This window comes from Kribbella sp. NPDC050470 (assembly GCF_044458365.1).
Lineage (GTDB): Bacteria > Actinomycetota > Actinomycetes > Propionibacteriales > Kribbellaceae > Kribbella.
This window is the reverse complement of record NZ_JBITHV010000014.1, coordinates 33,420-57,481: the sequence shown is the minus strand read 5'-3', so window position 1 is coordinate 57,481 and position 24,062 is coordinate 33,420. Positions and strand designations below refer to the sequence as shown.

The 24,062-nt window shown below is 69.0% G+C and carries 25 protein-coding genes, 1 tRNA gene and 1 pseudogene; 11 read left to right on the top strand and 16 right to left on the bottom strand.

The annotated features are described in order from the left end of the window. Nucleotides 1-6: 6 nt before the first annotated feature. Both ACIBGM_RS37445 and ACIBGM_RS37440 read right to left on the bottom strand, forming a co-directional pair. Nucleotides 7-1,227, bottom strand: coding sequence for an MFS transporter (locus ACIBGM_RS37445; RefSeq protein ID WP_360522615.1), 1,221 nt, complete (start codon nucleotides 1,225-1,227; stop codon nucleotides 7-9). Between the two features lie 142 nt (nucleotides 1,228-1,369). Further along, complete coding sequence (locus tag ACIBGM_RS37440) at nucleotides 1,370-2,617, bottom strand: MFS transporter (RefSeq protein ID WP_396388241.1); 1,248 nt, start codon at nucleotides 2,615-2,617, stop codon at nucleotides 1,370-1,372. Between the two features lie 270 nt (nucleotides 2,618-2,887). On the opposite strand from ACIBGM_RS37440, the gene ACIBGM_RS37435 reads away from it, so the two are divergent. Beyond that, nucleotides 2,888-2,976, top strand: a tRNA-Ser gene (locus ACIBGM_RS37435). A 16-nt stretch (nucleotides 2,977-2,992) separates the two neighbouring features. Here the strand turns inward: ACIBGM_RS37435 and ACIBGM_RS37430 are convergent. From ACIBGM_RS37430 to ACIBGM_RS37415, 4 genes and pseudogenes are all read right to left on the bottom strand, one after another. Then, nucleotides 2,993-3,721, bottom strand: coding sequence for an alkyl sulfatase dimerization domain-containing protein (locus ACIBGM_RS37430; RefSeq protein WP_396388240.1), 729 nt, complete (start codon nucleotides 3,719-3,721; stop codon nucleotides 2,993-2,995). Between the two features lie 487 nt (nucleotides 3,722-4,208). Beyond that, nucleotides 4,209-4,370, bottom strand: a pseudogene (locus ACIBGM_RS37425) (MBL fold metallo-hydrolase); the annotation flags it as partial. After that, nucleotides 4,310-4,732: a hypothetical protein gene (locus tag ACIBGM_RS37420; RefSeq protein WP_396388239.1), complete on the bottom strand. Its 423-nt coding sequence runs from the start codon at nucleotides 4,730-4,732 to the stop codon at nucleotides 4,310-4,312. The pseudogene ACIBGM_RS37425 and the gene ACIBGM_RS37420, both read right to left, overlap by 61 nt. Before the next feature lie 72 nt (nucleotides 4,733-4,804). Continuing rightward, complete coding sequence (locus ACIBGM_RS37415) at nucleotides 4,805-7,171, bottom strand: arylsulfatase (protein WP_360534899.1); 2,367 nt, start codon at nucleotides 7,169-7,171, stop codon at nucleotides 4,805-4,807. 254 nt (nucleotides 7,172-7,425) lie between these two features. On the opposite strand from ACIBGM_RS37415, the gene ACIBGM_RS37410 reads away from it, so the two are divergent. Beyond that, on the top strand, nucleotides 7,426-7,914 hold the full coding sequence (locus ACIBGM_RS37410) for a DUF1269 domain-containing protein (protein WP_360534901.1): 489 nt from the start codon (nucleotides 7,426-7,428) through the stop codon (nucleotides 7,912-7,914). 40 nt (nucleotides 7,915-7,954) lie between these two features. On the opposite strand, the gene ACIBGM_RS37405 is transcribed toward ACIBGM_RS37410, so the two are convergent. Further along, a complete protein-coding gene (locus tag ACIBGM_RS37405; protein WP_360534903.1) occupies nucleotides 7,955-8,524 on the bottom strand; it encodes a hypothetical protein in 570 nt (189 codons plus the stop codon). A gap of 166 nt (nucleotides 8,525-8,690) precedes the next feature. On the opposite strand from ACIBGM_RS37405, the gene ACIBGM_RS37400 reads away from it, so the two are divergent. The 5 genes from ACIBGM_RS37400 (at nucleotide 8,691) to ACIBGM_RS37380 (ending at nucleotide 13,233) form a co-directional block, all read left to right on the top strand. Further along, a complete protein-coding gene (locus tag ACIBGM_RS37400; protein ID WP_360534905.1) occupies nucleotides 8,691-9,263 on the top strand; it encodes a TetR/AcrR family transcriptional regulator in 573 nt (190 codons plus the stop codon). Between the two features lie 66 nt (nucleotides 9,264-9,329). Further along, nucleotides 9,330-10,091: an alpha/beta fold hydrolase gene (locus ACIBGM_RS37395; protein WP_396388238.1), complete on the top strand. Its 762-nt coding sequence runs from the start codon at nucleotides 9,330-9,332 to the stop codon at nucleotides 10,089-10,091. A gap of 67 nt (nucleotides 10,092-10,158) precedes the next feature. Beyond that, nucleotides 10,159-10,935 (top strand): 6-phosphogluconolactonase, encoded by a 777-nt coding sequence (locus ACIBGM_RS37390; RefSeq protein ID WP_396388237.1) that lies wholly within the window; start codon nucleotides 10,159-10,161, stop codon nucleotides 10,933-10,935. 12 nt (nucleotides 10,936-10,947) lie between these two features. Further along, entirely contained in the window at nucleotides 10,948-12,243 is a 1,296-nt protein-coding gene (locus tag ACIBGM_RS37385) for a glycoside hydrolase (RefSeq protein WP_360534909.1), read from the top strand. Nucleotides 12,244-12,246: 3 nt separating this feature from the next. Further along, on the top strand, nucleotides 12,247-13,233 hold the full coding sequence (locus ACIBGM_RS37380) for an N-acetylglucosamine kinase (protein WP_396388371.1): 987 nt from the start codon (nucleotides 12,247-12,249) through the stop codon (nucleotides 13,231-13,233). Here the strand turns inward: ACIBGM_RS37380 and ACIBGM_RS37375 are convergent. The 5 genes from ACIBGM_RS37375 to ACIBGM_RS37355 all read right to left on the bottom strand — a co-directional run bounded on the left by ACIBGM_RS37375 (nucleotide 13,230) and on the right by ACIBGM_RS37355 (nucleotide 17,382). Then, the gene (locus ACIBGM_RS37375) at nucleotides 13,230-13,952 is read right to left on the bottom strand and encodes a GntR family transcriptional regulator (protein ID WP_360534913.1); all 723 of its coding nucleotides are present in this window, start codon (nucleotides 13,950-13,952) and stop codon (nucleotides 13,230-13,232) included. The genes ACIBGM_RS37380 and ACIBGM_RS37375 overlap by 4 nt on opposite strands. A gap of 35 nt (nucleotides 13,953-13,987) precedes the next feature. Continuing rightward, nucleotides 13,988-14,380: an SgcJ/EcaC family oxidoreductase gene (locus tag ACIBGM_RS37370; RefSeq protein ID WP_360534915.1), complete on the bottom strand. Its 393-nt coding sequence runs from the start codon at nucleotides 14,378-14,380 to the stop codon at nucleotides 13,988-13,990. Between the two features lie 56 nt (nucleotides 14,381-14,436). Next, nucleotides 14,437-15,393, bottom strand: coding sequence for a sigma-70 family RNA polymerase sigma factor (locus tag ACIBGM_RS37365; RefSeq protein WP_396388236.1), 957 nt, complete (start codon nucleotides 15,391-15,393; stop codon nucleotides 14,437-14,439). Further along, nucleotides 15,393-16,439 carry an anthranilate phosphoribosyltransferase gene (gene trpD, locus ACIBGM_RS37360; protein ID WP_396388234.1) on the bottom strand — a complete coding sequence of 349 codons (1,047 nt, stop codon included), beginning with the start codon at nucleotides 16,437-16,439 and terminating at the stop codon, nucleotides 15,393-15,395. Before trpD ends, ACIBGM_RS37365 begins: the two co-directional genes overlap by 1 nt. Before the next feature lie 148 nt (nucleotides 16,440-16,587). After that, a complete protein-coding gene (locus tag ACIBGM_RS37355) occupies nucleotides 16,588-17,382 on the bottom strand; it encodes a glycoside hydrolase family 16 protein (protein ID WP_396388233.1) in 795 nt (264 codons plus the stop codon). An 81-nt stretch (nucleotides 17,383-17,463) separates the two neighbouring features. Here ACIBGM_RS37355 and ACIBGM_RS37350 point away from each other — a divergent pair, with 81 nt between their 5' ends. Continuing rightward, complete coding sequence (locus ACIBGM_RS37350) at nucleotides 17,464-18,342, top strand: sigma-70 family RNA polymerase sigma factor (protein WP_360534923.1); 879 nt, start codon at nucleotides 17,464-17,466, stop codon at nucleotides 18,340-18,342. On the opposite strand, the gene ACIBGM_RS37345 is transcribed toward ACIBGM_RS37350, so the two are convergent. Beyond that, complete coding sequence (locus ACIBGM_RS37345) at nucleotides 18,308-19,075, bottom strand: phosphotransferase (protein ID WP_360534925.1); 768 nt, start codon at nucleotides 19,073-19,075, stop codon at nucleotides 18,308-18,310. The two genes, ACIBGM_RS37350 and ACIBGM_RS37345, sit on opposite strands and share 35 nt — an antisense overlap. An 84-nt stretch (nucleotides 19,076-19,159) precedes the next feature. Here ACIBGM_RS37345 and ACIBGM_RS37340 point away from each other — a divergent pair, with 84 nt between their 5' ends. Beyond that, nucleotides 19,160-20,410, top strand: a complete 1,251-nt coding sequence (locus ACIBGM_RS37340; protein WP_360534927.1) for an FAD-binding oxidoreductase — start codon at nucleotides 19,160-19,162, stop codon at nucleotides 20,408-20,410. A gap of 71 nt (nucleotides 20,411-20,481) precedes the next feature. On the opposite strand, the gene ACIBGM_RS37335 is transcribed toward ACIBGM_RS37340, so the two are convergent. Further along, entirely contained in the window at nucleotides 20,482-21,390 is a 909-nt protein-coding gene (locus tag ACIBGM_RS37335) for an SH3 domain-containing protein (RefSeq protein WP_360534929.1), read from the bottom strand. A gap of 244 nt (nucleotides 21,391-21,634) precedes the next feature. After that, nucleotides 21,635-22,270: a TetR/AcrR family transcriptional regulator gene (locus ACIBGM_RS37330; protein WP_396388232.1), complete on the bottom strand. Its 636-nt coding sequence runs from the start codon at nucleotides 22,268-22,270 to the stop codon at nucleotides 21,635-21,637. A 55-nt stretch (nucleotides 22,271-22,325) separates the two neighbouring features. On the opposite strand from ACIBGM_RS37330, the gene ACIBGM_RS37325 reads away from it, so the two are divergent. Beyond that, entirely contained in the window at nucleotides 22,326-22,844 is a 519-nt protein-coding gene (locus tag ACIBGM_RS37325) for an ester cyclase (protein ID WP_396388231.1), read from the top strand. 146 nt (nucleotides 22,845-22,990) lie between these two features. Continuing rightward, a complete protein-coding gene (locus ACIBGM_RS37320; RefSeq protein WP_396388230.1) occupies nucleotides 22,991-23,785 on the top strand; it encodes an enoyl-CoA hydratase/isomerase family protein in 795 nt (264 codons plus the stop codon). Here the strand turns inward: ACIBGM_RS37320 and ACIBGM_RS37315 are convergent. Beyond that, nucleotides 23,759-24,061, bottom strand: coding sequence for a YciI family protein (locus ACIBGM_RS37315; protein WP_396388229.1), 303 nt, complete (start codon nucleotides 24,059-24,061; stop codon nucleotides 23,759-23,761). The two genes, ACIBGM_RS37320 and ACIBGM_RS37315, sit on opposite strands and share 27 nt — an antisense overlap. Between the last annotated feature and the right edge of the window lies 1 nt (nucleotide 24,062).

The following is a 24,062-nucleotide window of genomic DNA, read 5'->3' as shown; positions in this document are numbered from 1 at the left end:
CTGGGTTCAGCGGCGCTGCGTGGTGGAGTGCGGCAGTGTCCGATCGAGGACCAGGATCGTGGCCGCGGCCAGCAACGCCAGCCCCGAGAGGGCAAGCCACGGGAACTCGTGACGGACCTCGAAGAGCTGCGCGAAGAAGGCCGGCGCCAGCACGGACGCAAAGGTGAACGAGTACTGCCAGTAGGACAAGTACTTCCCATGCCCCACCACCGGCGCCACCGCCGCGGCCAGCGCGTTCGAGGTCGCCGCATGCAGTACGTCGGCAAACGCAAACACCGCCGTGGCCAGGATTAGACCGGGTACCACCAGTGCGGTCGGGATGTGCAGCAGCGACGCCATCAGCACGCCCCACACAGCCCACGTCACCCCGGCGACGATCAGCACGTTGGTACGACGACGGCTCTCGGTGTGCCGCACCACCAGCGTCTGTCCAGTCGCCAGTACGACGGAAACCGCCGCCAGCAACACGCCGACCAGCCACTTCGGCGCGGGCAGCGCCTCAGACACGTACACCGGCAGCGCAACGCCCATCAGCATGGTGCAGAGCGCCAGGACAGTGTTGGCGCCGATCAGCACCAGGAACGGCTTGTCCTTGCGCAGCAGCGGTGCCGGCCCGGTGTTGTCCTGCACCTGACGCGTGTGGTGCGACGGATGCAGCCGCAGCAGGAGCAGCCCGGCCAGGAAGAAGGTCACCGCGTTCAGCGCCATCGCAATGAGGAACGGTGTGTCCCCACCGACGGCCAGCAGTGCACCAGCAGCCAGTGCGCCGAGGCCGAAGCCACCCGCCTGCATCATGCCGCCCAGACCGAACCACCTGTCACGGTCGCCCTCGTCGGCGACGTCCGACAGCAGGCTGAAGATCGACGACCAGAACACCCGCTGACCGAACGTGGTCAAAAGCGCGCACAGGAACAGCAGCCACAGCGACCGCCCGAAGAAGAACCCGGTGAACGCCAGGCCCTGCGCGAACTGCGACCCGACCACCAGGGCCCGCGGCCCGACACGGTCGATCACCACACCTACACCGGCCGGTGCAGCGATCGAGAAGAGCGTCGCCACGGTCAGCAGGATGCCCGCCGTACCCAGTGGGATCTCTGCGACCCGCACGAAGTAGAGCAGCAGCAGCGGACCGGCGCAGCCGCCACCGAAGGAGTCGATCGCCAGGCCGGCGAGCAGCGGTAAGCGGCCGCGGACGTTCGGCAGGCCGAGGGACGTGGCTGTAGGCATGACAGAGTGCTCCGATCGCATCGACTCGGCCCACTCGCAGCTCAGCTACGAGACCACTCCACCAGGGGTGTTCCCCTGACTACAGTTGGGGCTCTTCGGCCAAAGACAGTAGCAAGTCCCGGCCGAGAGCCTCCAGCCCTTTTCAGTCGGCCACCGGGTCCGCGGCGGGCGTCCGCCGTACCGAGACGTGCCTGAGCGGCCGCCACGCGACCACTGTCATCAGCACCATGCCAACGAACGCACCGGCGAACGGCGCGGCCAGTCCGAAGTTCTGCGCCAGTACGCCGCCCAGCGCCGAGCCGATCGCCGCGCCGCCGACAGAGGCCAGCAGGTACACGCTGTTCACCCGCCCCATCAGCGGCTCTGGTGTTGCAAGCTGCCGCGCTGTGGTCGACACGATGCCCCACACCACCGCATGGACGCCGAACACCGCCATAGTCGCGCCGGCGACCCACGGACTCCGTGTCAGCGCGAGGATGAGGTGCACTGTCGTCTCGATGACCAGACCGGCCCGCAGCAGAGTCAGCGAGCCGACCCGTGGCTCGAGCAGGTGGTACACCGGCATGCCAAGCAGGCCACCGACCGCACCGACCGACACCAGCAGCCCGAACTGCGTCTCAGTCAGCCCGAGCCGCTCCCGCGCGAACAGCACCCAGGTCGCGAAGGCCGCACAGAACGTGATGTTCATGACCAGGATCGAACATGCCAGCGTCCGCACGCCCGCGTGCGCCCACAGCCAGCGGACCCCGTCCCGCACTTCGCTCCAGAGCGCCGTACCAGGCCTCTCTGGAAGCGGCGGACGTATGGCGACCCGCGCGATGAGTGCAGCTGCGGCGGCGAACGTGACGGCGTTGAACACCAGCGGTACGCCCGCGCCGACCGCGAACAGCAACGCGCCGAGCGGCGGCCCGCCGAGCAGCTGCACCAGCGTGCCAGTGGCGAACAACCGGGCGTTCGCCTTACCCAGGTGCTCCTTGGGTACGGCGCTCACCAGCAGCGCACCCGATGCGTTGTCGGCGAGCGTCTCCGCCGTACCGAGCAGGAACAGCGCGACGTAGATCGCCCACAGAGGTGAAGTGTCCAGCAGTACGGCGGCGCCCAGTCCGGCGAGGACGGTCGCGCGAAAGATGTCGGCGGCAACGATCATCAACCGGCGGTCGAGCCGGTCGACGAGCGCCCCGCTGAACAAGGCGAACAGCAACCACGGCAGTTGCTGGACGAACGCGGCCGCGCCGACCGCGGCGGGCTCGCGCGTGATCGAGGCGACGAGCAGCGGCCCGGCGGCGAGCATCGCGCCGTCGCCGAGGTTCGAGATGATCGAGGCCGGCCAGATCTTGCCGAAGTCGCGGCCGAGCTCCGAGGGCAGCAGAGCAGTACGGAGGGATCGCATCCAGATCTCCAGAGGGCATGACGGAACAGCCTGACAACCGGCGCCGCTCCGGCGCCGGCGGGTGATCCGGTCAGTCGCTGATCAGCGAGCCGACCGGACGGTGCGTGCCATGTCCTCGAACAGCCGAGACATTGCCCTCACCTCCGTCCGCACAACCACGCGGCCCGTCCGCCTCTCCGCAGAGGCTACAGTCCGCTCCCCGCCCCCGCACGCCCGTTGGCCGCGCCCCCGACCCCCGCGCTATCCTCAACGCTCGGCGACACGTCGCCTGGAGGGTTCGCATAGCGGCCGAGTGCGCTGGTCTTGAAAACCGGTATGGCGGGTGACCGTCATCGTGGGTTCGAATCCCACACCCTCCGCTCGAGAAGTCTGTGGCTATGGCGTGACGATGGGGAAGTTCTTGTCGCCTGGGTCCAGTGCTGCGGTGAGCCGGGCGAGGGCGCCGGCGTCGCCGGTCAGCTCGAGGCCTGCGGCAGCGAGGGCGTCGGCGGTCAGGCCGCCCAGTGCCAGCGCAGGCAGGGCCCGTTTGGTGGTCGTCAGCGTCGCGTCGGCGTCGCCCCGCTGTGGCCGGCCGCTGTACGTGAGGACACCATTTGCCAGCCGCAGTCGGTACTGCTCGCCTGTGTCTGTCAGTGCTACGTCGATCGTGAGCTTCTCGTCCCACGCCTTCGGCCCGTTGACCTGGATGGCGATGGCGTCGAACAGCATCGCCGGAGTGAGTTGCCCGATGACATCGGGAGCCGCCGTCTCGGTCGGCGTACCGAACTGGCCGTGGCGGAGCTCCGTGGCGCCGGACAGGTAGAAGTCGCGCCAGGTGCCGTTCTCCGAGCCGTAGCCGAGTTGCTCGTAGGTGTCGGCCAGGACCTCGCGCGCCGCGGCGTGGTCGGGCTGTGCGAACACGGCGTGGTTGGCGACCTCCGCGGCCCACCGGAAGTCACCGGCGTCAAAGGCGATCCGGGCGGCCGCGACCGTGGCGTCGATACCGCCGGCGAGATCTACGTACCGCTTCGCCCGCTCGACCGGCGGGTGCTCCCACAGATGCGCCGGATTGCCGTCGAACCAGCCGAGGTAGCGCTGGTAGATCGCCTTCACGTTGTGGCTCACCGAGCCGTAGTACCCGTGCGTGCTCCAGGCCTTCTCGAGCGCCGGCGGCAGCACCATTTACCTCGACGTCGCCGCCGAACAGATCGATGGTCTCGGTCAGGTACTGCGACCACCGGTGCGAGTCGCGGACCACCGCGCCACGCAAGGTCAGCAGGTTGTGCAGGTTGTGCGTGGCGTCCTCGGCAGCACACAACGCCTTGAAGTCGGGCAGGTAGATCAGGAATTCCGACGGCGCCTCGGTGTCGGGAGCCATCTGGAAGACCATGCGGACGCCGTCGACGGTTGTCTCGTAGCCGGTCGTCGTGACCAGGTCCGTCGGCTCCGTCAGAGAGACCGCGCCGATCGAGACGGTCTGGCCGAGCCCGGCGCCGACTCCGCCCTGTGGTCCGCGGGCCAGTGCCGCGCCGTACATGTACGCCGCCCGCCGGTTCATCGCCGTACCGGCGTAGACGTTCTCGGCGACCGCGTGCTCGATGAAGCCCTCGGGAGCGAAGATCCGAACCTGCCCGGCATCGACCTCGTCCTGGGAGACGAAGCCCTTGACGCCCCCGAAGTGGTCGACATGGGAGTGCGTGATCACCACGGCTTTCACGGGCCGGTCGCCACGGTGCTTGCGGTACAGCGCGAGCGCGGCCGCGCCGGTCTCCACCGACAGCAGCGTGTCGAAACGACGATGCCCTCCTCGCCTTCGACGAGAGTGGTGTTCGACAGGTCCATCCCGCGAACCTGGTAGATGCCGGGTACGACCTCGAAGAGCCCGTCGATCGCAGCCAGTTGCGACTGTCGCCACAGGCTCGGATGCACCGTGTCCGGGCAGTCGCCCGCCAGGAAGTCGTACGTCGAGTTGTCCCACAACACGGTTCCGTCCGCGCCGACGACCGCCTCCTCGATCGGTACGAGGAGGCCACGGTTCGCGTCCTCGACGTCCTGCTCGTCGGAGAACGGCATCGACGCAAGGGCGTCCTTGTGCTGGTCGCGGACAGTGACGCTGGCATCTCGGGAGGTCGTCATGCGCCCAACCCTCCGCGCGAACGATCCACCGCAGCATCCCCCGGACCGGATGAAGCCGGGCCACAATCCTCTCTACTGGCGGGCCATGGCGACCTTCAGGTCGGTGGTGGTGTCGACGATGAGGTCTCCGGAGAGGTCGATGGCGACGCGCTTGAGGGTGCCGGTGAAGGGGAAGTCGTCCTGGTAGTAGTCGTGGGCGACCCGGCTTCCGCTGTCCCGGCCGCAGGTGAGGCCCTCGGTGCTGAAGATGTTGGGTACGGAGTGCGGCATCTCGACGGCGCCGACCAGCTGGCCGTCGATGTAGAGCTGGCCTTGGGCGGGCACTCCCTTCCCGGCCTTGAAGTCTGGTTTGCCCGTCGGTTCGAACTCGTAGCGCAACGAGACATCGCCGTGGGGTACGTCGACGTCGGAGACGACCATGAAGAGATCCCGGCCGAGGAAGTTGTAGGCGAAGTGCAGCTTGTCGTCCTTCACGAACAGGCAGTAGCCGCCGACGCGGCCGCCATGCGCCACCAGCACTCCCTCAGCACCGTCGTCCGGGACCTGCACGTCGGCCGTGATGCTGAACGCGCGGTTGTAGACCTTCGGCGCCGCTGAGAACGGCACCGGCGCGCCGCCGGGGTAGTAGACGAAGGTCTCGCGTGGCTTGCCGATGGTCGGTCGCTCGACGTTCACTCGCTGGAGCATCGAGCCGTCGAGCGGCATCACGCCGTACTTGCCGGCCTCGGCCCACCAGCGGCCGACCATGTCGATCACCTTGTCGCGATGCTCGGCGGCCAGGTTCTCGGTCTCCGCGTAGTCGTTGCTCAGGTCGTACAGTTCCCAGTCGTTCGCCTCGAGATCGGCGAGGATCGTGGCGTCGATGGGGTCTCCGTAGTGGCGGTTCTTCTGCGCCGCCTCGGTGAAGTTCGGGCCCGGCCACGGGCAGACCGCGCGCCAGCCGTCGTGGTAGATCGCGCGGTGGCCGAACATCTCGAAGTACTGCGTGTGGTGCCGGGTGCCGACGTCGGAATCGTCGAAGGTGTGCGCGAAACTCACGCCCTCGATCGGCGCCTGGGTGACCCCGCGGATCTCCTTCGGCGGGGTCAGGCCGAGCGCGTCCAGCACCGTCGGGACCAGGTCGATGATGTGGGCGTACTGCGTCCGAAGCTCGCCGCGAGCGGAGATCCCGTCGGGCCAGGACACGATGCATGGGTCGCTGGTGCCGCCGCGATAGGTCTCGCGCTTCCAGCGCCGGAAGGGGGTGTTGCCGGCGTTCGTCCAGCCCCAGGGGTAGTGGTTGAAGACGTTCGGGCCGCCGATCTCCTCGATCCGTTCGAGGTTCTCCTCCATCGACTCGGGCACGTTGTTGAAGAACATCATCTCGTTCAGCGAACCGACCGGTCCGCCCTCCGAGCTGGCGCCGTTGTCGGAGATCATCACGAAGAGCGTATTGTCCAGCTCGCCGATCTCCTCGAGGAAGTCGATCACTCGCCCGAACTGGTGGTCGGTGTAGCTGAGGAAGCCGGCGTACACCTCCATCATTCGCGCGTAGACACGTTTCGCACTCTCCGGCAGGGTCTCCCACTCGGGTACGTCGGGGTCGTGCGCGGACAGCCGGGTGCCGGGCGGGAGGACGCCCAGCTCCAGTTGACGCGCGTGGACGACCGTGCGGTACTCGTCCCAGCCCGCGTCGAACTTGCCTTTGTACTTGTCCGCCCACTCCTTCGGCACATGGTGCGGCGCGTGCCCGGCGCCGGTGCAGTAGTGCAGGAAGAACGGCTTGTCCGGGGCGTTGACGTACGCGTCCTTGACGAACTCGATCGCCTTGTCGGCCAGATCGCTGCTCAGGTGGTACCCGTCCTCGGGACGCGCGGGCGGTTCGACCGAGTGGTTGTCGTAGACGAGCTCGGGGTACCACTGGTTGGTGTCTCCGCCGAGGAAGCCGTAGAACCGCTCGAAGCCTCGGCCGAGCGGCCAGCGGTCGTACGGACCGGCCGGCGTCTCGTGCTCGGGTGGAGACAGGTGCCACTTGCCGACCAGGAAGGTGTTGTAGCCCTGCGGCCTCAGCATCTCGCTGAGCATTCCCTTGTCGAACGGCAGAATCGCGTTGTAGCCCGGGTAGCCGGTGGACGTCTCGGCGATGGTGGCCAGCCCCAGCGAGTGGTGGTTCCGCCCGGTGAGGATGGCTCCGCGCGACGGTGAGCAGAGCGCCGTGGTGTGCATGTTGGTGTAGCGCAGGCCGTTGTCCGCCAGCCGGTCCAGCACCGGCGTGTCCACCAGTCCTCCGAAGCACGACAGCTGTCCGAAGCCGACGTCGTCGAGGACGAACATCAGTACGTTCGGCGCTCCGTCGCGCGCTCGTGGCGGTGTCGGCCACGCCGGACTCGACTCGTCGCTGGTCCGGCCCACAACCCCCGGGAACGGCTCTCCATCCTGGTACGTCACCAACTCGCCCATCTGCAGCGACCCCTCTCTGTCTGTCAGGACATGTCGGACCGAACGCCGGCCCGCCCGGGCGGGAACGACACGCCACCCCGCATCCACGCTCCCTGGCCGGGCTCGCGATCGGCTCATCCCGAGGGGATGAGGTGCCCGGGGCCTGGGAGTTCTGTGATTGGTTCCGGCGGACGGACAACCGGTCGTCGGCGTACGCCCCCTGCTGGTTGGGATCGAAAGGCTGCGCCGAGGCCTCGAGGTGGAGGAGCGGTGGCATGACCGCGTTCACGGTGTGGAAGTTCGATGATCCGGACGGCGCCGACCGGGCCGTGCGGGTGCTGCGGGATGCTCAGGCCGACGGGCTGGTGAAGATCCTCGACCATGCGGTGGTCAGCTGGCCGAAAGGGGAGTCCAAGCCGGCGACGCACCAGAGCCACGAGGAGACCTGGCGAGGCACCGGGTGGGGTGCGTTCTGGGGTGTGTTGCTCGGAGCGCTCTTCTTCGTGCCGATCATCGGTGGCGTCGTCGGTGCCGCGATCGGCGCGATCAGCAAGGCGACCGAGGACGTCGGCATCAGGAAGGAAGACCTCGAGCGGATCCGCACCGAAGTGACCGAGGGGACCTCCGCCCTGTTCGTCGTCACCGAGCAAGGGGACCTCGATCGCCTGGGCGAGCGCTTCCACGGCATGGGCAGCAAACTCGTCCACACCAACCTCACCGATGCCGAACGTCAAACCCTCCTGGAGACCTTCGGAAGCCGCTGACCGCTCACCCCGCCGGCTGCCGGTCGCAGGTGGCTGCTTGTTACTTGGTCGTGGCGCGGCGGTGGAGGCGGATCGCTGAGATCAGGAAGAAGATGCCGCCCAGCGTCGCGTACCCGGCGAGGGTGGTGAGCGACGGCTTCGCGTCGGCGGCCTGCAGGATGAAGCTGGTGCCGGCGAGGGTGGAGATTCCGCCGCTGAGGATCATCGCCCACTGGCCGCCGAGCCGGTGGCGCAAGATCGCGACGATCAGTTGAACGATGCCTGCGGTGATGGCCCAAACGCCCCACACCCGTAGGACATCGGGAATGCCGGAGGTGACGGCGACGGCCAACCCGACGGCGGCGAGCAGACTCACCGCCATGTTGACGTACAGCGGCACTCTCGGACGGTCGGCTCCCGAAGAGCGGAAGTCGATCACGGCCGCGGCGACGTCGAAGAGCGGGTAGATCACCAGCAGGGCGATGCTCGCCGGGTTGAGCGTCGAAGCGGTCAGGGCGAGCAGGCCCGCCCAGACGACGGCGAATCCGAAGCGGGCGTAGTACAGGTTCCGCAGGCCTTGTGCCGCGCTGGTGGCATCAGCTATGTCGCCGGCGACGATGGATCCGGACATCAGGTCCCTCTCTCGATGGTGAAGCGGTGGGTGATCCCGCCCGGCGGCGCCGAACTGGGAGACAGAACGATCGGTACACCTGATCTTGCGCAAGCTGGTCGGCGATTGTCAAGACCGATCGTTCTGTCTGCTAGCCTCGACGCAGTACTTCGAGGGAGGAAAGCGGATGTCGGAAGCGCGGTATCGGCTGCTCAAGACGGCTAGTGAACTCTTCTATGCCGAAGGCCTGCACGCGGTCGGCATCGATCGCGTGATCGCTGCCGCACCGGTGACGCGCGCCACGCTGTACAGGCACTTCCCGAGCAAGGACGACCTCGTCGTCGCCTACCTGACACAAGCCGACGAGGCGATCCGCGCACGGGTGGACGCGGCCCGGACTGAGGACGCATCCCCCGACGACGTCATACGAACTGTCGGCCGGTTCATCGCCGACGACATCCAGCGCCCCGGCTTCCGGGGCTGCGCGTTCCTCAACGCCGCCGCGGAGTACCCCGACCCGACTCATCCGGTCCACCAAGCGGTTCTCAGGCACCGGCAGTGGTTCCTGGCCACGATCACCGAGCTCTTCACGGACACCGGAAAGCCCGACCCGGAACCCGCCGCGCGGCACTTCATCATGCTCCGAGACGGCGCCATGACCGCCGGTTGCCTGACCGATCCGAAACCCATCACCGAAACCTTCCTGCGCGGAGTCGAAGGCCTCCTCACCTACCGCAGCCACCTGCAACCGCGCGCCTAGAACCAACCCGCAACGAAGACGGCTGAGCGCAGGGTCGTCTGCGGGTGGTCGTGGGAGGGTGGGGGGATGGAGATGCGGGTTCCGGTTCGGGGTGGTGAGGTTTGGGCTGAGCATGTGGCTGGGCCGGGGGTGCCAGTGGTTCTGCTGCACTCAGGGCTCGGGGATTCGCGGGGGTGGGATCCGGTGATGCCGCGGTTGGTGGAGCGGCATCGGGTGGTGCGGTACGACGTCCGCGGGTACGGGCGATCCGCTCCGCCGACGGGTGAGTTCTCGTTGGTCGGGGACTTGGTGAGTGTGCTCGATCAGCTGGGGCTCGAGGAGGTCGTGCTGGTCGGGTGCAGCCTGGGCGGGGATACGGCGCTGAGTTTGGCGTTGGACGAGCCGGCGCGGGTGCGGGCGCTGGTGCTGCTGTGTCCGGGCGTCAGCGGGTTTCCGATGCCTGAAGATCCGGAGGTCGATGCGGAATTCGAAGCGCTCGCGGAGAAGCGGGACGTGGCCGGGGCCGTGCAGCTTGGGCTGCGGCTGTGGGCGGCCGCCGGAGCCGACGAGGCGGTGGTTGCTCAGCTGGAGGCCGCCGTACCGGCGTGGTTCGACCAGGGCGACTTCCTGCGGAAGGGCCGGCCTGTCTACGACCGGCTGCACGAGATCCAGGCGCCGACCGTCGTGATGGTCGGCGACAAGGATCGGTCGATCCTCGCGGCCGTGGCCGGCGCGACCGCGGCCCGGATCCCCAACGCCGACTTCATCTGGCTGCCCGGCGCCGACCACTACCCGAGCCTCCGCTGTCCTGACCTGGTGGCCGAGACCATCCTCCGCCAGGCGGTCTGACCCTTGCTGTAGACCAGTTGAACCAGATAGGTTCATCAGGTCTAGATGGTCGAGTGGAAGGGAGCGCATGCGCGTCACCGTCTTCCCGACGCCTACCGAGCTCGGTCTCGCGCTGGCGGAGCGGATCGCCGACGGAATCGACGCGGCGCGTGGCGCCGGCCGGCCCTACGTGCTCGGCTGTCCCGGCGGCCGCAGCCCGGTCAGCACCTACACGGCACTCGCGGCCCTCGTCCGGAGCCGCGGATCGGACTTGTCCGGCCTGGTCATCGCGATGATGGACGAGTACGTCGAGCCGTCCGGCCAAGGCTTCGCGTACATCGCGCCCGCTCTCCCGCACAGTTGCCGCCGGTTCGCACGCGAGTGGATCGTCGAGCCGTTGTCAGCCGCGGCCGGGCCCGGCCGCGGCATCCGGCCCGAGCATGTCTGGGTGCCTGATCCGCAGGACCCCGAGGACTACGACCGCCGCCTGGAGGCAGCCGGTGGCGTCGACCTGTTCATCCTGGCCTCGGGTGCGTCCGACGGGCACATCGCCTTCAACGCAGCAGGTAGCGACCGCCACTCCCGATCCCGGGTCGCCCAGCTGACCGAGCCGCTCCGCCGCGACAACCTGGCGACCTTCCCGACCTTGGCCTCCCTCGACCAAGTCCCGTCGTACGGCGTCACTGTCGGCATCGAAACCATTGCCCGCCATTCCCGGTCGGCCGTCTTGGTTGCGCACGGCAACGACAAGCGGACGGCCGTCGCCCGGCTCCGCGCGGCCCGCCGGTACGACGCGCAGTGGCCGGCCACCATCGTGCACGAGTGCCCCGATCCCGCGCTCTTCGTCGACGAGACCACGACCTGAGGAGAGATTGCTTTGTCGCGCATCAAACTCGCCTACCTGGGCGGTGGCTCCACCCGCGCCGCGGGCACCATGGCGTCGTTCATGCACAAGGGCGAGCGGTTCGCCGGCTCGGAGGTCGTGCTGATCGACCTCGACGCCGACCGGCTCGCGCTGATCCGCGAGCTGGCCGAGCGGATGGCCAAGGCCGCGGGCGTCGACATCACGGTGACCGCCACGACCGACCGCCGCGAAGGCCTGCGGGACTGTGACGCGCTGCTGTCCAGCTTCCGCCCGGGTGGCTTCGCCGCGCGCGCTCTGGACGAGCGGATCCCGTTGAAACACGGGGTGATCGGGCAGGAGACCCAGGGCCCCGGTGGGTTCTTCATGGCGCTGCGGTCTGTCGCCGTGATGAAGGAGGTCGCGGCGGACATCGCGGCGGTCTGTCCACAGGTGAAGATCTTCAACTACACCAACCCGGTCAACATCGTCGCGCAGGCGATGACGTCGTACACCGACATCCCGACCGTGTCGCTGTGCGAGGGCCCGATCATCTTCCCGGAGTACGTCGCTCGCGCCGCCGGACTCGACCCGGAGAAGCTGAACGTCACCATGGCCGGCATCAACCACCTGTGCTGGAGCACCTTCAACGAGTACGACGGCCAGGACGTCATCCCGCTGCTGCGCGAAGGACTCGAGGCGCGCGACAAGGAGTTGGACGAGGACCAGCGTCGGCTGCTGCGGCTCGCCGTGACGATGGGGCGCGTGCCGTCGGAGTACTTCAAGTACTACTACTTCCGCGACGACATGCTGCGGCGCATGCAGGCCGATCCGAAGGTCCGCGCCGAGGTGATCCTGAACGCCGTACCCGGCTATTGGGAGCACTACACCGAGCAGTCCCGCTCCGACGATCCCGTGCTCGACCAGGCGCGATCGCGGGGTGGGATCCACGAGTTGGAGCTGGCGATCGACGCGATGCACGCGCATTTCAACGACACTGGCGACGTCTTGCCGGTGAACCTGCCGAACGCCGGTGGCGCGTTGCCCGGGTTCGACGAGGACGTCGTCGTCGAGGTCCCGACTCGGGTGGATGCGAGCGCGTTCACGCCGATCCCGCAGCCGGCCCTCGATCACTCGGTGGCGGGTCTCGTGAAGGCGTTGGCCGAGCACCAGGTACTCGCGGCGCACGCGGCGTGGGAGGGCGACAGCCGAGACGCGGTCCGGGCGCTGGCCGCGCACCCGCTGGTGCCGTCGCTGCCCACGGCGGAGGCGCTCTACCTGGAGATGGCACACGCACACGCGGCCCACCTGCCGGCGCGGTTGGTCCCGTAGGTGATGTACCTCGGGGTCGACGCCGGCAACAGTAAGACCGCGGCCATCCTCTGCATGAGCAGCGGGAAGGTCTGCGGAGCAGCTCGGTCCGGTATCGGCGACATCTACGGCGCCTCGCGGCCTGAGGAGGCAGTGGACTCCGTCGTCGATGCCGTCGAGCAGGCCGCGGGTGAGTCGATGGGCGACATCGCCGGCGCAGCGTTCCGGCTGGCCGGTGTGGACTGGCCGGAGGACCACGCGTTCTGGGTGGAGACCTTGTCGTCCCGGCTGCCGGGCTTGCGGCAGGTGTCGATTCTGAACGACGGCTTCGCCCCGATCCGTTGCATCGAGCCGTCTGGGGTCGGCGTGGCCGTCGTGGCCGGGACGGGGCCCGCTGTTGCCGGACGAGGACCCACGCAGCGCGAGTGGAGTGCAAGCTGGTGGATCCTGGAGCCGCTGGGCGCAGGTGGCATGGGCGACCGCGCGCTGCACGCCTTCTACCGGCACGCGCTCGGTCTGGGGCCGGAGACTGCGCTGACTGCGTCGTTGCTGCAGCTCTACGGGTACGACGACGTCGAGCAACTGCGGCACGCCTTCACCCAGCGAGTCGGGTCGCGGCCGTGGCAGGACAAGGCCCAGGCCGCCCGGGTAGTGCACGGCCTGGCGGCTGCTGGTGATGCCGTGGCCGTCGAGATCGTGCGGACTCAGGCGGCTCACTTGGCCGAGTACGCGAGGACGGCGGCTGTCCGGATTGGGTTCACGCCTGGCGTGGACGCCGTACCGGTGGCGTTGTCGGGGTCAGTGCTGACGGCGGAGGCGTCGCCGCTTGCAGAGGAGCTCGTCCGGGCGTTGCAGGTCGAGCTACCGGGGACAACGCCGGTCGTGACGTCGCTGCCGCCGGTTGCTGGTGCAGTGCTGGATGCGATGGCTGAGGCAGGGGTCGCGCTGACGCCGGAGGTGATCGAGGAGCTGCGGGCGACGATGCCTGCGGCCGACTTGCTCCGGACCTAGACGCCGGGACGGAACAGGTCCGCCTGGAAGCGGTAGGCATCGCCGCGGTACGTCGTACGGCTGATCAGTACGGGCAGGCCAGCCGTGTCGTAGGTGACCTCCTGGCCGACGAGGACCGGAGCGTCGGCGGTGAGGCCGAGCAGGTCGGCCTGCTCCGGTCCGGCGCCTAAGGCCTGCAGTGTGTAGGCACTGCGGGCCACCACGATGCCGCAGGTCTCCTCGAGCGCCTGGTACAGCGAGCGGTCGGTCAGGTCGACGTCGGCGAGTGCACGGGCTCGGTCCGCGATGAGCACGGAGTCGTCGAGGCAGATCGGCATCTCGTTCATCCCGCGCAGCCGATAGACCCGCAGCACCGGCGCAGCGGGGGCGATGCCGAGTAGCTCCGCCTCGTCGAGACTCGCCTGCCGCTCCCGTACGTCGAGAATGCGAGACGTCGGCCGCAGTCCGCGGGCACGGGCCATCTCGGTGAAGCTCTGCAGCACGCTCGGCGGCGTACCGACGACCTTCTCCGGCACGAACCAGCCACGCTGAGCGGACCGCTCCAGCAGCCCTTCGTCGGCGAGCCGCACCAAGGCCTGCCGCAGGGTCGCCCGGCTGACCCCCAACTGCTCGGCCAGCCCACGTTCACCCGGCAGCCGGCTCCCCGGCGCATAAACCCCACGCCGAAGCCCGCCCGTCAGTCGCCCGTAGGCAACCTCACCCGCCGACCGCTCCACCACCCCCGCATCCTAAGACCCCAACTGGCCTAACTGGTTCATTTCATGGGGAACGAGTGGTGTTCGTGCGTGACGGTCCAGCGGCCGTTCTCGCGGCGGAGGCCGATCGTCAGCCGCAGGCGCAGCGCAGGCTCGGCCTCGAACTCGGCGGGCGTGCCGCAGCGCAGGAGGGCGAACGCGAAGGCGACGTCCGAGCCCGCGGTCACCTCCAGCGAGTCCAGGGCGAACGACGCACCCGAGGCCTGCCACTCGAAGAACCCCGGCCACGTCGCGCGGTAGGCGTCGACACCGCGCACCCCGTCGTACGGCGGGGGCACGTCGAACATCACGATGTCCGGCGAGTGGTCGGCGAGCACCGTGTCCAGGTCGCCGGCGTGCACCGCGGTGACCCAGTTCTCGATCAGCGTGCGGACTTCCTGCTCGTTCGTCATCCTCGAGTCCTTTCGAAGGGGTTGTCACACCTACAACCCCGGCACCTCGAGGAAACTCATCGCGGCAGCTCGTCGGGCAGCCCGAAGGACGCGAAGTCCGCGTCCAGGAAGGACACCACCTCGACGATCTCCGACCCGCGGACGAAGATCACGTCCAGCCCGCCCGGCACGTACCGGTCGTGGTCCCACAGGTACGTCCCGAACGCGAGCTGCCCGTTCGCCCGGACCGGCAGGAACCGCCACTTCTCCCGCAGCGGCCCGTCCAGCAGGAACCGCCGGATCCCGGCCCGCCCGGAGAACCACTGCATCAGCGGCGGCATCGAGTACTTCGCGTCGTCGGCCAGCATCGCCACGATCGCGTTGACGTCACCGGCTTCCCACGCGGCTACGTACCGGCGTACCAGGTCACGCTCGGCGGACTCACCCAGCTCCCGCAGTGTCTCCTGCTGACTGGGCTGCAGCGAAGCCAGCACGGCGCGCGCCCGCTGCAGCGCGCTGTTGACCGCAGCAACCGACGTTCCGAGCAACTCGGCCACCTCACGCGCAGCAAACGCCAGTACGTCGCGCAGCAGCAAGACAGCACGCTGTAGCGCGGACAGGTGCTGCAGCGACGCCACGAACGCCAGCTCGACCGACTCCAGCGCCATGACTCGCGCCTCCGGACTCAGACGTGCGGTCCAGTCCAATCGGCGCGACGGGTACGGCTCCAGCCACTCCGCCTCGAAGGACGCGTTCAGGTCGGTCGGCAGCTCCCGCTTCCCGCGCTTGGCGATCAGCGTGAGGCAGCGGTTCGTGGCGATCTTGTAGAGCCAGGCCCGGATCGAACCGCGGTCCTCGTACCTGCCGAGGCCGCTCCAGGCCCGCACCAGCGTCTCCTGGACGGCGTCGTCCGCGTCGGCGTCCGACCCGAGCATCCGGTAGCAGTGCGCATGCAGCTCCCCACGCCACGGCCCCACCAGCTGTCCGAAGGCGTCCTCATCACCGCCTCTTGCGGCGTCGAGCAGCTCACGCATTAAGGGCACGCTAGCGACTGACTGGTCCAGCGAGCCAGCTTTGCCGCAGTCTTTCCGTTGTCCACAGCCTCCCGGCACCGCTCCAGACAGTCTGCGAGCTGCTCGAGCAGCAGCCCCTGGCCAAGCTCCAGCGTGGCCAGTGCAGCCGCTGCATTCAACAGTACGACGTCTCGCACAGCCCCACGCTCACCGTCGACCAGACCGCGCAGCACCCGTGCGTTGTACGCCGCATCACCACCTCGCAGCTCAGCCAACGACACCGGCCGCAACCCAAGCGATCGCGGGTCGAACACCACCTCGGACGCGCGGCCGCCGTACACGACCCAGACGCGTGAGAGGCCAGTAGTGGTCAGCTTGTCCAGCCCGTCGTCGCCACGGGCAACCAGAGCGGACCGGCCCTGCGCAGCGAGTGCACCGGCGAGCATCGGCAGCATCTGCGGGTTGGCGACACCGACCAGCTGGTGCTGCGGGTCTGCTGGGTTCAGCAGCGGTGCCAGCACGTTGAATGCGGTCGGCACGGCCAGCTCACGCCGTACGACGGCCACGTGGCGCAGCGCCGGGTTGAAGCGTGGAGCGAACAGGTAGGTCAGCCCGACGTCGGCGGCGACCCGCGCGGCCTCGTCAGCTGATAGGTCGAGCGGCACGCCCAGGTGCTCCACCAGGTCGGCAGAGCCGCCGGCGGAAGAGGAGGCAGCGCGTCCACCGTGCTTGACCACAGTCACGCCGGTGGAGGCCGCGACGACCGCAGCCATCGTGGAGATGTTGACCGCGCCGGTCCGGTCGCCGCCCGTGCCGACGATGTCGACGAACGGTCCCCGGATCCGCACCGGCGCTGCGTGCGAACGCAGTACCGACGCCAGGCCGCTGATCTCGTCGGCCGTCTCGCCCTTGGCGCGCAAGGCGATCAGGAAGCCGGAGATCTGGGCCGGCGACACGTCGCCCAGCACCAGCTGGTCCATCGCCCACGCGGTGTCCGCGGCGGTCAGGTCGGAGCCGGTCAGGAGCGCGGAGATCAGCCCGGACCAGGTCCGGAACGTTGTTGCCATCGGCAATCCTCGGGGTGCGGGGCCGCCCACGAGGAGAGATCACAACGGCCGCCTCGCAGGAGACGGCCGGGTGGGTACGCGGAAGCAGACCGTCTAGTCGACGGCCCACCAGTTGCCCGCGCACAGGAACATGCGCACGACTATAGCGTCAGGCGACGAGCTCCTCCGCGACGTTCCAGCCGCGGATGTGGTCGATGATGAAGGTCGGGACGAGGTGCGCGTCGTCGCCCAGGCTGCGGTCGGGGAAGTCGAAGACGGCGAGCATCAGTTGCATCGGGTAGGACGGGGCGCCCGGGCAAGTCCGGATCGGCGCGCCGTCGACGAAGAACGTCGCCTCGCCGGGGACCCACTGGACCGCGTAGCTGTGGAAGTCGCGCAGGTCGATCGGCAGCGGCACGACCTCGAAGTCCTGCGGCAGGATCGGGTCACGCAGTTGCTTCAGGCCCATGCCGACCCCGGTGGACACGCCCGGCACGATCGCGTCGCCGAACACCTCCATCACGCAGATCTCCCCGCACCGCTCCGGCTGGTCCTCGAGCCCGACCATCCACAGCGACACCATCGACCGCGGACTGATCTCGGCCCGGGCGCTCAGCTCGACGTACCCGCCGTACGGCGTCCAGCCCCAGAACGGCTCCTGCTCCTCCTGGACCACCAGGCCCTCGCGGTACGGCTGCTGGCCGATGGTGCTGCCGAGCGGGCCGGCGTAGTTGCCGGACTGGATCCCGGACACGCGCAGGTCCGGCTTGTGGTCGCCGTCGCACCACAGGCCTTGGTCGGTGGGGATGCTGAGCGTGAGGCAGGAGTCATCCAGGGTGTACGACGCGGCTGACGCCGTACGCGAGCTCCAGTGCGGGAGGTAGTACGGCGACCACACGGACAGGTCCAGCGAGGAGCCGTCGAAGTGGTCCTCGAACACCAGGTCACCACGGGTGGCAGGCATGCCACCATCATGGGCCCTGTCACATCAATGTGGCGCGATCCGTCAGGGAGATGACGGCGTACGGACGGGAGACAGTGAGCAGTGGACGACCACGACCAGCTTGCGCGGCAGTTCGAGCAGCACCGAGGGCACCTGCGTGCGGTGGCGTACCGGATGCTCGGCTCACTGGCTGAGGCCGAGGACGCGGTGCAGGAGGCGTGGCTGCGGCTGAGCCGGACCGACGTGAGTGACGTGGGCAATCTGGGCGGCTGGCTGACCACTGTGGTGTCGCGCGTCTGTCTGGACACGCTCCGCAGTCGCAAGTCGAGGCGGGAGGATTTCGTCCCGGACCCGATCGTGACGCGGGAGGACTCTGCGCCGGGGCCGGAGGAGCAGGCCGTCGAGGTCGACGCGATCGGGCTGGCGCTGCTCGTCGTACTCGAGACTCTGGCGCCGGCGGAGCGGCTCGCGTTCGTGCTGCACGACATGTTCGGGGTCAGCTTCGACGAGATCGCGCAGATCGTGGACAAGTCGCCCGCCGCGACCCGGCAGTTGGCCAGCCGGGCGCGCCGCCGCGTCCAGGGTGCGCCCGCGGGTGACGGGGATCCGGGCCGCCGCCGGGAGATCGTCGAAGCCTTCCTGGCCGCCTCACGCGGCGGCGACTTCGAGGCCCTACTCGCACTCCTCGACCCCGACGTCGTCCTGCGCGCCGACGCCGGCGACGCCACCGCGGAGTTCGCCGGCCCGGCGGTCTCGAAGCTCGTCCGCGGCGCCCGCGCCGTCGTCGAACAGGCGCTCCTCTTCAGCCGCATGGCCCCCTACACCGAGCTCACCCTCGTCAACGGCCACCCCGGCGCCGCCACCATCGTCAACGGCCGCCTGATGGGCGTCATGGATCTGGTCGTCGTCGACAACAAGATCACCGAAATCAACATCCTCGCCGACCTCAACCGCCTCGCCGAGCTGCCTGTTCCGGCTTGATCAGTGCCAACACCCGCCTGGCCTGCGCTTCAGCGGTGCCGGGCGGGTTCCGGTCGGCACTGGGTCCTCCCGGCCCGACCAAGGTCAACCAGAAGGCCGCCCAGAGACAGCGAGCTGAGTGGAACCGAGCCGGATCGACGGCGAACCGGTCGGCGAAGCCGGTCCAGTCGGTCTCCCGGCCGGAGAGGTGCTCGACCAGGTTGGCGAGCTCGACGGCAAGATCGCCGCGGCCCGCGTCCTCGAAGTCGACGATCCGGACACGGGTGCCGTCCCAGAGGTAGTTCTCCAGGTTCGGATCGCCGTGGGCGACGACTGGATCCGGTACGTCGGTCAGCTCGTCGGCAGTCTCCAGCCAGGCCTGCGCGGCTGAGCCGATGACGCCTGGCGTCTTCCGCAGTACGGCGAGTCCCCGCCGGACCCGGTCGACGAGGGCCGCCAGGTCGATCGGCTGCAGCTCATCAGGAGGTATCGACCAGAGCGTTCGCAGCGCGTTGCCGAGGGCGTCGAGCCGAGGACCGTCCAGGGACCCACTGAGAGGGAAACCGGGGACGACTGTCATCGCGATCGACGGAGGAGGGCCGGTCCGGTCGAGTGGGGTCGGGGCGAGATCCGGTGCGTGGCGGTTGATCAGCGTCAGGGCGGCCCACTCGCGGTCGGGTTCGTCACGGGGCCAGGAGCGGTAGCGCTTGGTCAACACCGAACCGTCGACTTCGACCGCATGTGTGGGAGCCATCCAGAAAAGTTTGGCCGGGGTGTCAATTCTGGCGGGGTTCCTTCGACGTCTGGGTGAGAGCGGACGTGCGAGGGAGTGGTTGGGATGACTGCGCAGGTTGTCGGGTCGGTTGCCGATGGTGTGGTGGCGGGGTTGTTGGGGGCGGGGTTCAACGGGGGGATCTGGCTGCCGGGGAGCGCGGAGTACGACGTTCAGCGGCAGTCTGTGATTCCTACGGTGGACTCGCGGCCGGTAGTGGCTGCGGAGGCCTACGGGCGGACCGACGTGCAGGCGGTGGTGCGGACGGCCCGGGAGTACGGCGTGCCGGTCGCGGTGCAGGCGACTGGACACGGGACTCGGGTCCCGGCTGACGGCGGGATCCTGCTGAAGACGACGTCGATGAGCAGTGTGCTGGTCGACCCGGAGCGGCGGATCGCGAAGGTGGGCCCGGGAGCTCGGTGGGGCGCCGTACTCGACGCCGCACGCGAGTTCGGGCTCGCGCCGCTGTCGGGCTCACACCGCGACGTCGGCGTCACCGGCTACACGTTGGGTGGCGGGGTCGGTTGGCTGGCGCGGAAGTACGGGTTCGCAGCTGACAGCGTGATCCGGGCCGAGATCGTCACCGCAGACGGCCGGTTCGTCACCGCGAGCGCCGAGCAGCACCCGGACCTGTTCTGGGCGATCCGCGGCGGCACCGGTAACTTCGGCATCGTCACCTCGCTCGAGTTCCGGCTGTACCCGGTCCGCCAGGTCCACGCCGGCATCGTGTACTACGGCGCCGACCACGCGGCCGCCATCCTGCGCCGTTACCGCGACTGGACCTCCACGATCCCCAACGAGCTGAGCACAGCCGTCGTACTCACCAAGGACGACGGTGTCGCCATCAAGGTGATGTACGCCGGTGCCGCCGACGTCGCCGAGCACCTGCTGAAGCCACTCTTCGAAGTCGCCGGACCGCGACTGGCCGGCGAGCTCCGGACGATCGAGTACGCCGACGCCGCGATGGGCGGCACGCCCGCCCGGCACCTCGACTTCCTCGACGAGTTGTCGGACGACCTGATCGACACGCTGACCGCAGCGGACGCGACCGTGGAGATCCGGCACTGGGGTGGCGCGATGGCGCATCCCGGGCCCGGCGCCGGCCCGGTCGGTCACCGGAGTGCGTCGTACTCGCTGATCGTCGACCGCGAGCAGCCGCACCTGCCGAGCTCCGGTCGCACCTTCGTGAACTTCCTGGGCGATCCGAGCAAGGCGGACACGGCGTACGCGCCGGAGGACCTGCGCCGGCTCCGCGAGGTGAAGCGGGCCTACGACCCGACGAACTTCTTCCACCTGAACGCCAACATCAGGCCATGACAAAGCGACCCCGCGTCCTCAGGTTCCAGAGGGCGCGGGGTCGCTGGGGCGTCAGCGGAGAGGCCGACGGATCAGACCGTGCCTTCGTTTCCGTAGACGGAGACGTGCACGTGGTCGTAGTGGTTCGCGGTCGCGCCGCCGCGGTCCTCCATCCAGCGCCAGCCTTCGCTGCTGCGCTGCACGGTCCAGATGCGCTGCGCCCAGATCAGCTCGCTGATCCCGAGCTTTTGGTAGTTCGCCTTCAGCCAGGCGGCGACCTCGTCGCCCTCCGAGCCGCTGACCATGATGTCGAGCGCGCGGCCGGTGGAGTGCTCGGAACCGCTGTCACCGGCGCGGAGCCCGCCGTACGACGTGATGTTCGGGAACTTCGCGCAGACGGCCCGGTGCACCCGGATCGCGTCCTGGGTCAGCCCGTCCTCGACGGCCGAGCCCGACTCGCAGGCGGCCTGCGAGATGGTGCCCGCGGTGCTCGCGACCGGCTTGGTGGCCGACAGGTACGCCGCCTTGACCCAGCGGGACTTGCCGTCCCGGACGATCTCGGCCCAGATGCCGTCGATCTTGCCGGTGACGGAGACCTGGGTGCCCTTCGGCACGACGTCGAGCAGCACACCCGTGAGGGGGACGGACCAGACGTTCAGGTCGGTGGTGGTGTACTTCGAGCCGGTCACCTTCGGCGGGGTCGCGCCGGCCGCAGCGGCGGCGCGGGTCTTCGTCGCGGTCGGCTTCGGGATCGGCGCCTGCTTCTTCAGGTGCTTCGCCGTCGGCGACGCCTTCGGCTTCGGAGCCGGGGTGGCGACCTTGATCGGGGGACGGAGGGCGTCCCGGCTGATCGCCGACTCACGCTGCACCTGCAGGGATGAGGTGGCGGTCGGGGTGTCGAGCTTGACTTCCTGGTCGGGGAACGCGGCTGCCGAGCCGGTGGCTACCAGGGCCACCGCCGCACCGGGGATCACCACCTTCGCGATACCGGGCTGGATCACCTTCGGGCGCGGTTGACGGTGCCGCGCCTGTCTATGCCGTCCTGCAGCCACTGACCTTCCCAATCTGTCGAGACCAAACCGTTATCGACCGGAGGAGTCAAGCACACATCCCGGCCGGGGTTCGAATCGACCCCCGTTCTTAACGCATTACGAACATCCAATTGGGGTACCGGGCGTAATCCGCCCGCTATCCGGAAGTTATCCGTCCGAGATCAAGCGATTGGGCCATTTTCGTGTGGTCGTTTCAGCACAGAGCGTCAGTGATCGCCCGCCCGATCCAGGCTTGGTAACGGTCGACCGGCCAGCCGCGAGTCAGTACCAGCAGCTCGTAGAGCTCGACCGAGATGTAGGTCCACAGCACGTCGGCGACCTCGTCGAGCGTGATGCCGGCGCGCAGCTGGCCGCTCTCGAGCAGATGCCGGCCGAGCATCGTCATCCCGGTCAGCCGCTCGTCCAGCAGCGTCTGCCAGGTCTCCCGGAGCGTGTCGTCGTGATGCCGGCCGTCCCGGATTGCGATCTGGACCCGGGCTGACCGCTGCTGCCGGCCGGCGAGACCGTCGACGTACAGCTCGATCTTGCGCCGTACGTCGGGTTCCGCCTGGATGGCCCGGGCTTCCGGGCGCTCGGCCATCGGGACCGGCTCGTCGTCGCCGGCGATGACGAAGTCGAACACCGCCTTGGCCAGCGCGGCCTTGGTGCCGAAGCCCTTGTAGATGCTCTCCGCCGAGACGCCGGACCGCTTGGCGACCGCGGTGATCGTGGTCGCCTGGAAGCCGTCCGCCTCGAACAGGTCCCTGGCCGCGACCACGACGTCGCGCCGCCGTTGCCGGGCGCGCTCGCGCCGGCCGGAGGCGTCGTACTGCCTCTTGACTTCTGCCATCACCGGTCCCATGGTTTTAGGTACAGGCTCACTGTATCGAATTCCAGGGGGAAAGATGAACACCGACGTGACCTCAGCGGGGGAGATCGCCACCCGGGCGATCCGGATCATGGCCGACGGGACGCGGGGCGACTTCGACGCGCTGGTTCATCCGGCCGCCGTCAACTCCGAGGACAACGTCGAGCCGCCGGCCTGCCGGGTCGGCGGGCCCGAGGGCTACTACCAGACCGCGCTCTGGCTGCGGACCGCGTTCGCGGACCTGGCCTACGAGATCCACCACGTCGTTGCCAACGGCGATCTGGTGGCGATCCACTCGACGATGAGCGGCCGGCACGTCGCGCCGTTCGCGGTCCACACCGAGTCCGGCGCCGTCGACACGGTGTTCCCGCCGACCGGCAAGACCTTCGCCATCACCCAGTCGCACTGGCTGCGGATCGAGGACGGCAAGGTGATCGACCACTGGGCGAACCGCGACGACCTCGGCCAGGCCAAGCAACTCGGCTGGGTCCCGCCGACCCCGGCGTACCTGTTCAAGATGGCTCGCGCGAAGTCCCGCGCCAAGCGCGCGGCATAGACCGGACCGTCAGGCCATCACAATCGAGCGCGGTCCAGCGATCCCGCGCTCGCGCGGCCGCTGCGTCGGCGATTGTGATGGGCTGGCGGTCCGCCAGTGTGATCCAGTCGGCGGCGGAGACGGCTGCCGGCTGGTTGACTGCGGGCGTGGACGAGCTGGGATTCCGGGTCGAGGGCGGGGCGGTGGCCCGGCTGGTGATCGACCGCGTCGAGAAGCGGAACGCGCTGACGCGGGCGATGTGGGAGGCCCTGCCCGGGGTGCTCGCCGAGCTGGCCGCCGACGACGCGGTGAAGGTCCTCCTGGTGACCGGCGCCGGGCCGACCTTCTCGGCCGGCGCGGACATCGGGGAGCTGATCTCCGGCACCGATCCGGCCGATCCGATGGCGGAGCTCCGCGCGTTCAACCTGCGGGCGCAGGCGGCGTTTCGGGAGTTCCCGAGGCCGACGGTCGCGGTGGTCCGCGGGCACTGCATCGGCGGCGGGCTCGAGCTCGCCGTGAACTGCGACTTCCGGTTCGCGGCGTACGACGCGACGTTCGGCGTGACGCCGGCCCGGATCGGCGTGGTCTATCCCCCGGATGCGATCAAGGTCCTGCTCGACCTGGTCGGTCCGGCGACGACGAAGTACCTGCTGTTCAGTGGCGAGCTCCTGACCGCTGCACAGGCCGAGCTCAAGGGACTGGTCGACCGGGTGGTCGATCCGGCTGACCTGGACGCCGAGGTCGCGGCGTTCGCGGCGACTCTGGTGTCGCGGTCGCAGCTGACGATCCGCTCGGCCAAGGAGTCGGTCAACGCGCTGCTCGCCGGCGCGGACGCCGACACTCAGGCGCGACGGCGCTACCAGGAGACGATCGCGACCGGCGAGCTGGCCGAAGGCATCGCGGCGTTCACCGAACGGCGGGCGCCGCAGTTCCCCTCAGGCGCTGATCAGCGTCCCGCGTAGCTCGACTCGGTCGCCGACGATGGCCGAGATGCGCGCGGCGACGGCTTCGGCGCCGGCATCGTCGGCCACGTCGATCAGGACGATGCCGGCCACCTGTGGGTCGGCAGGGACGAACGGCCCGGCGGTGGCGGTCTGCTCGTCGTTGCGGATCCGCACGATCCGGCCCTCGCTGGGCAACTGCAGCTCCTCGGCGCTGACGACCTCGGCCAGCTCGGCCTTGACTTCGGGTATCCGGCGGGCGGCGTCCGCCCCGTAGATCATTACGACGTACTTCATG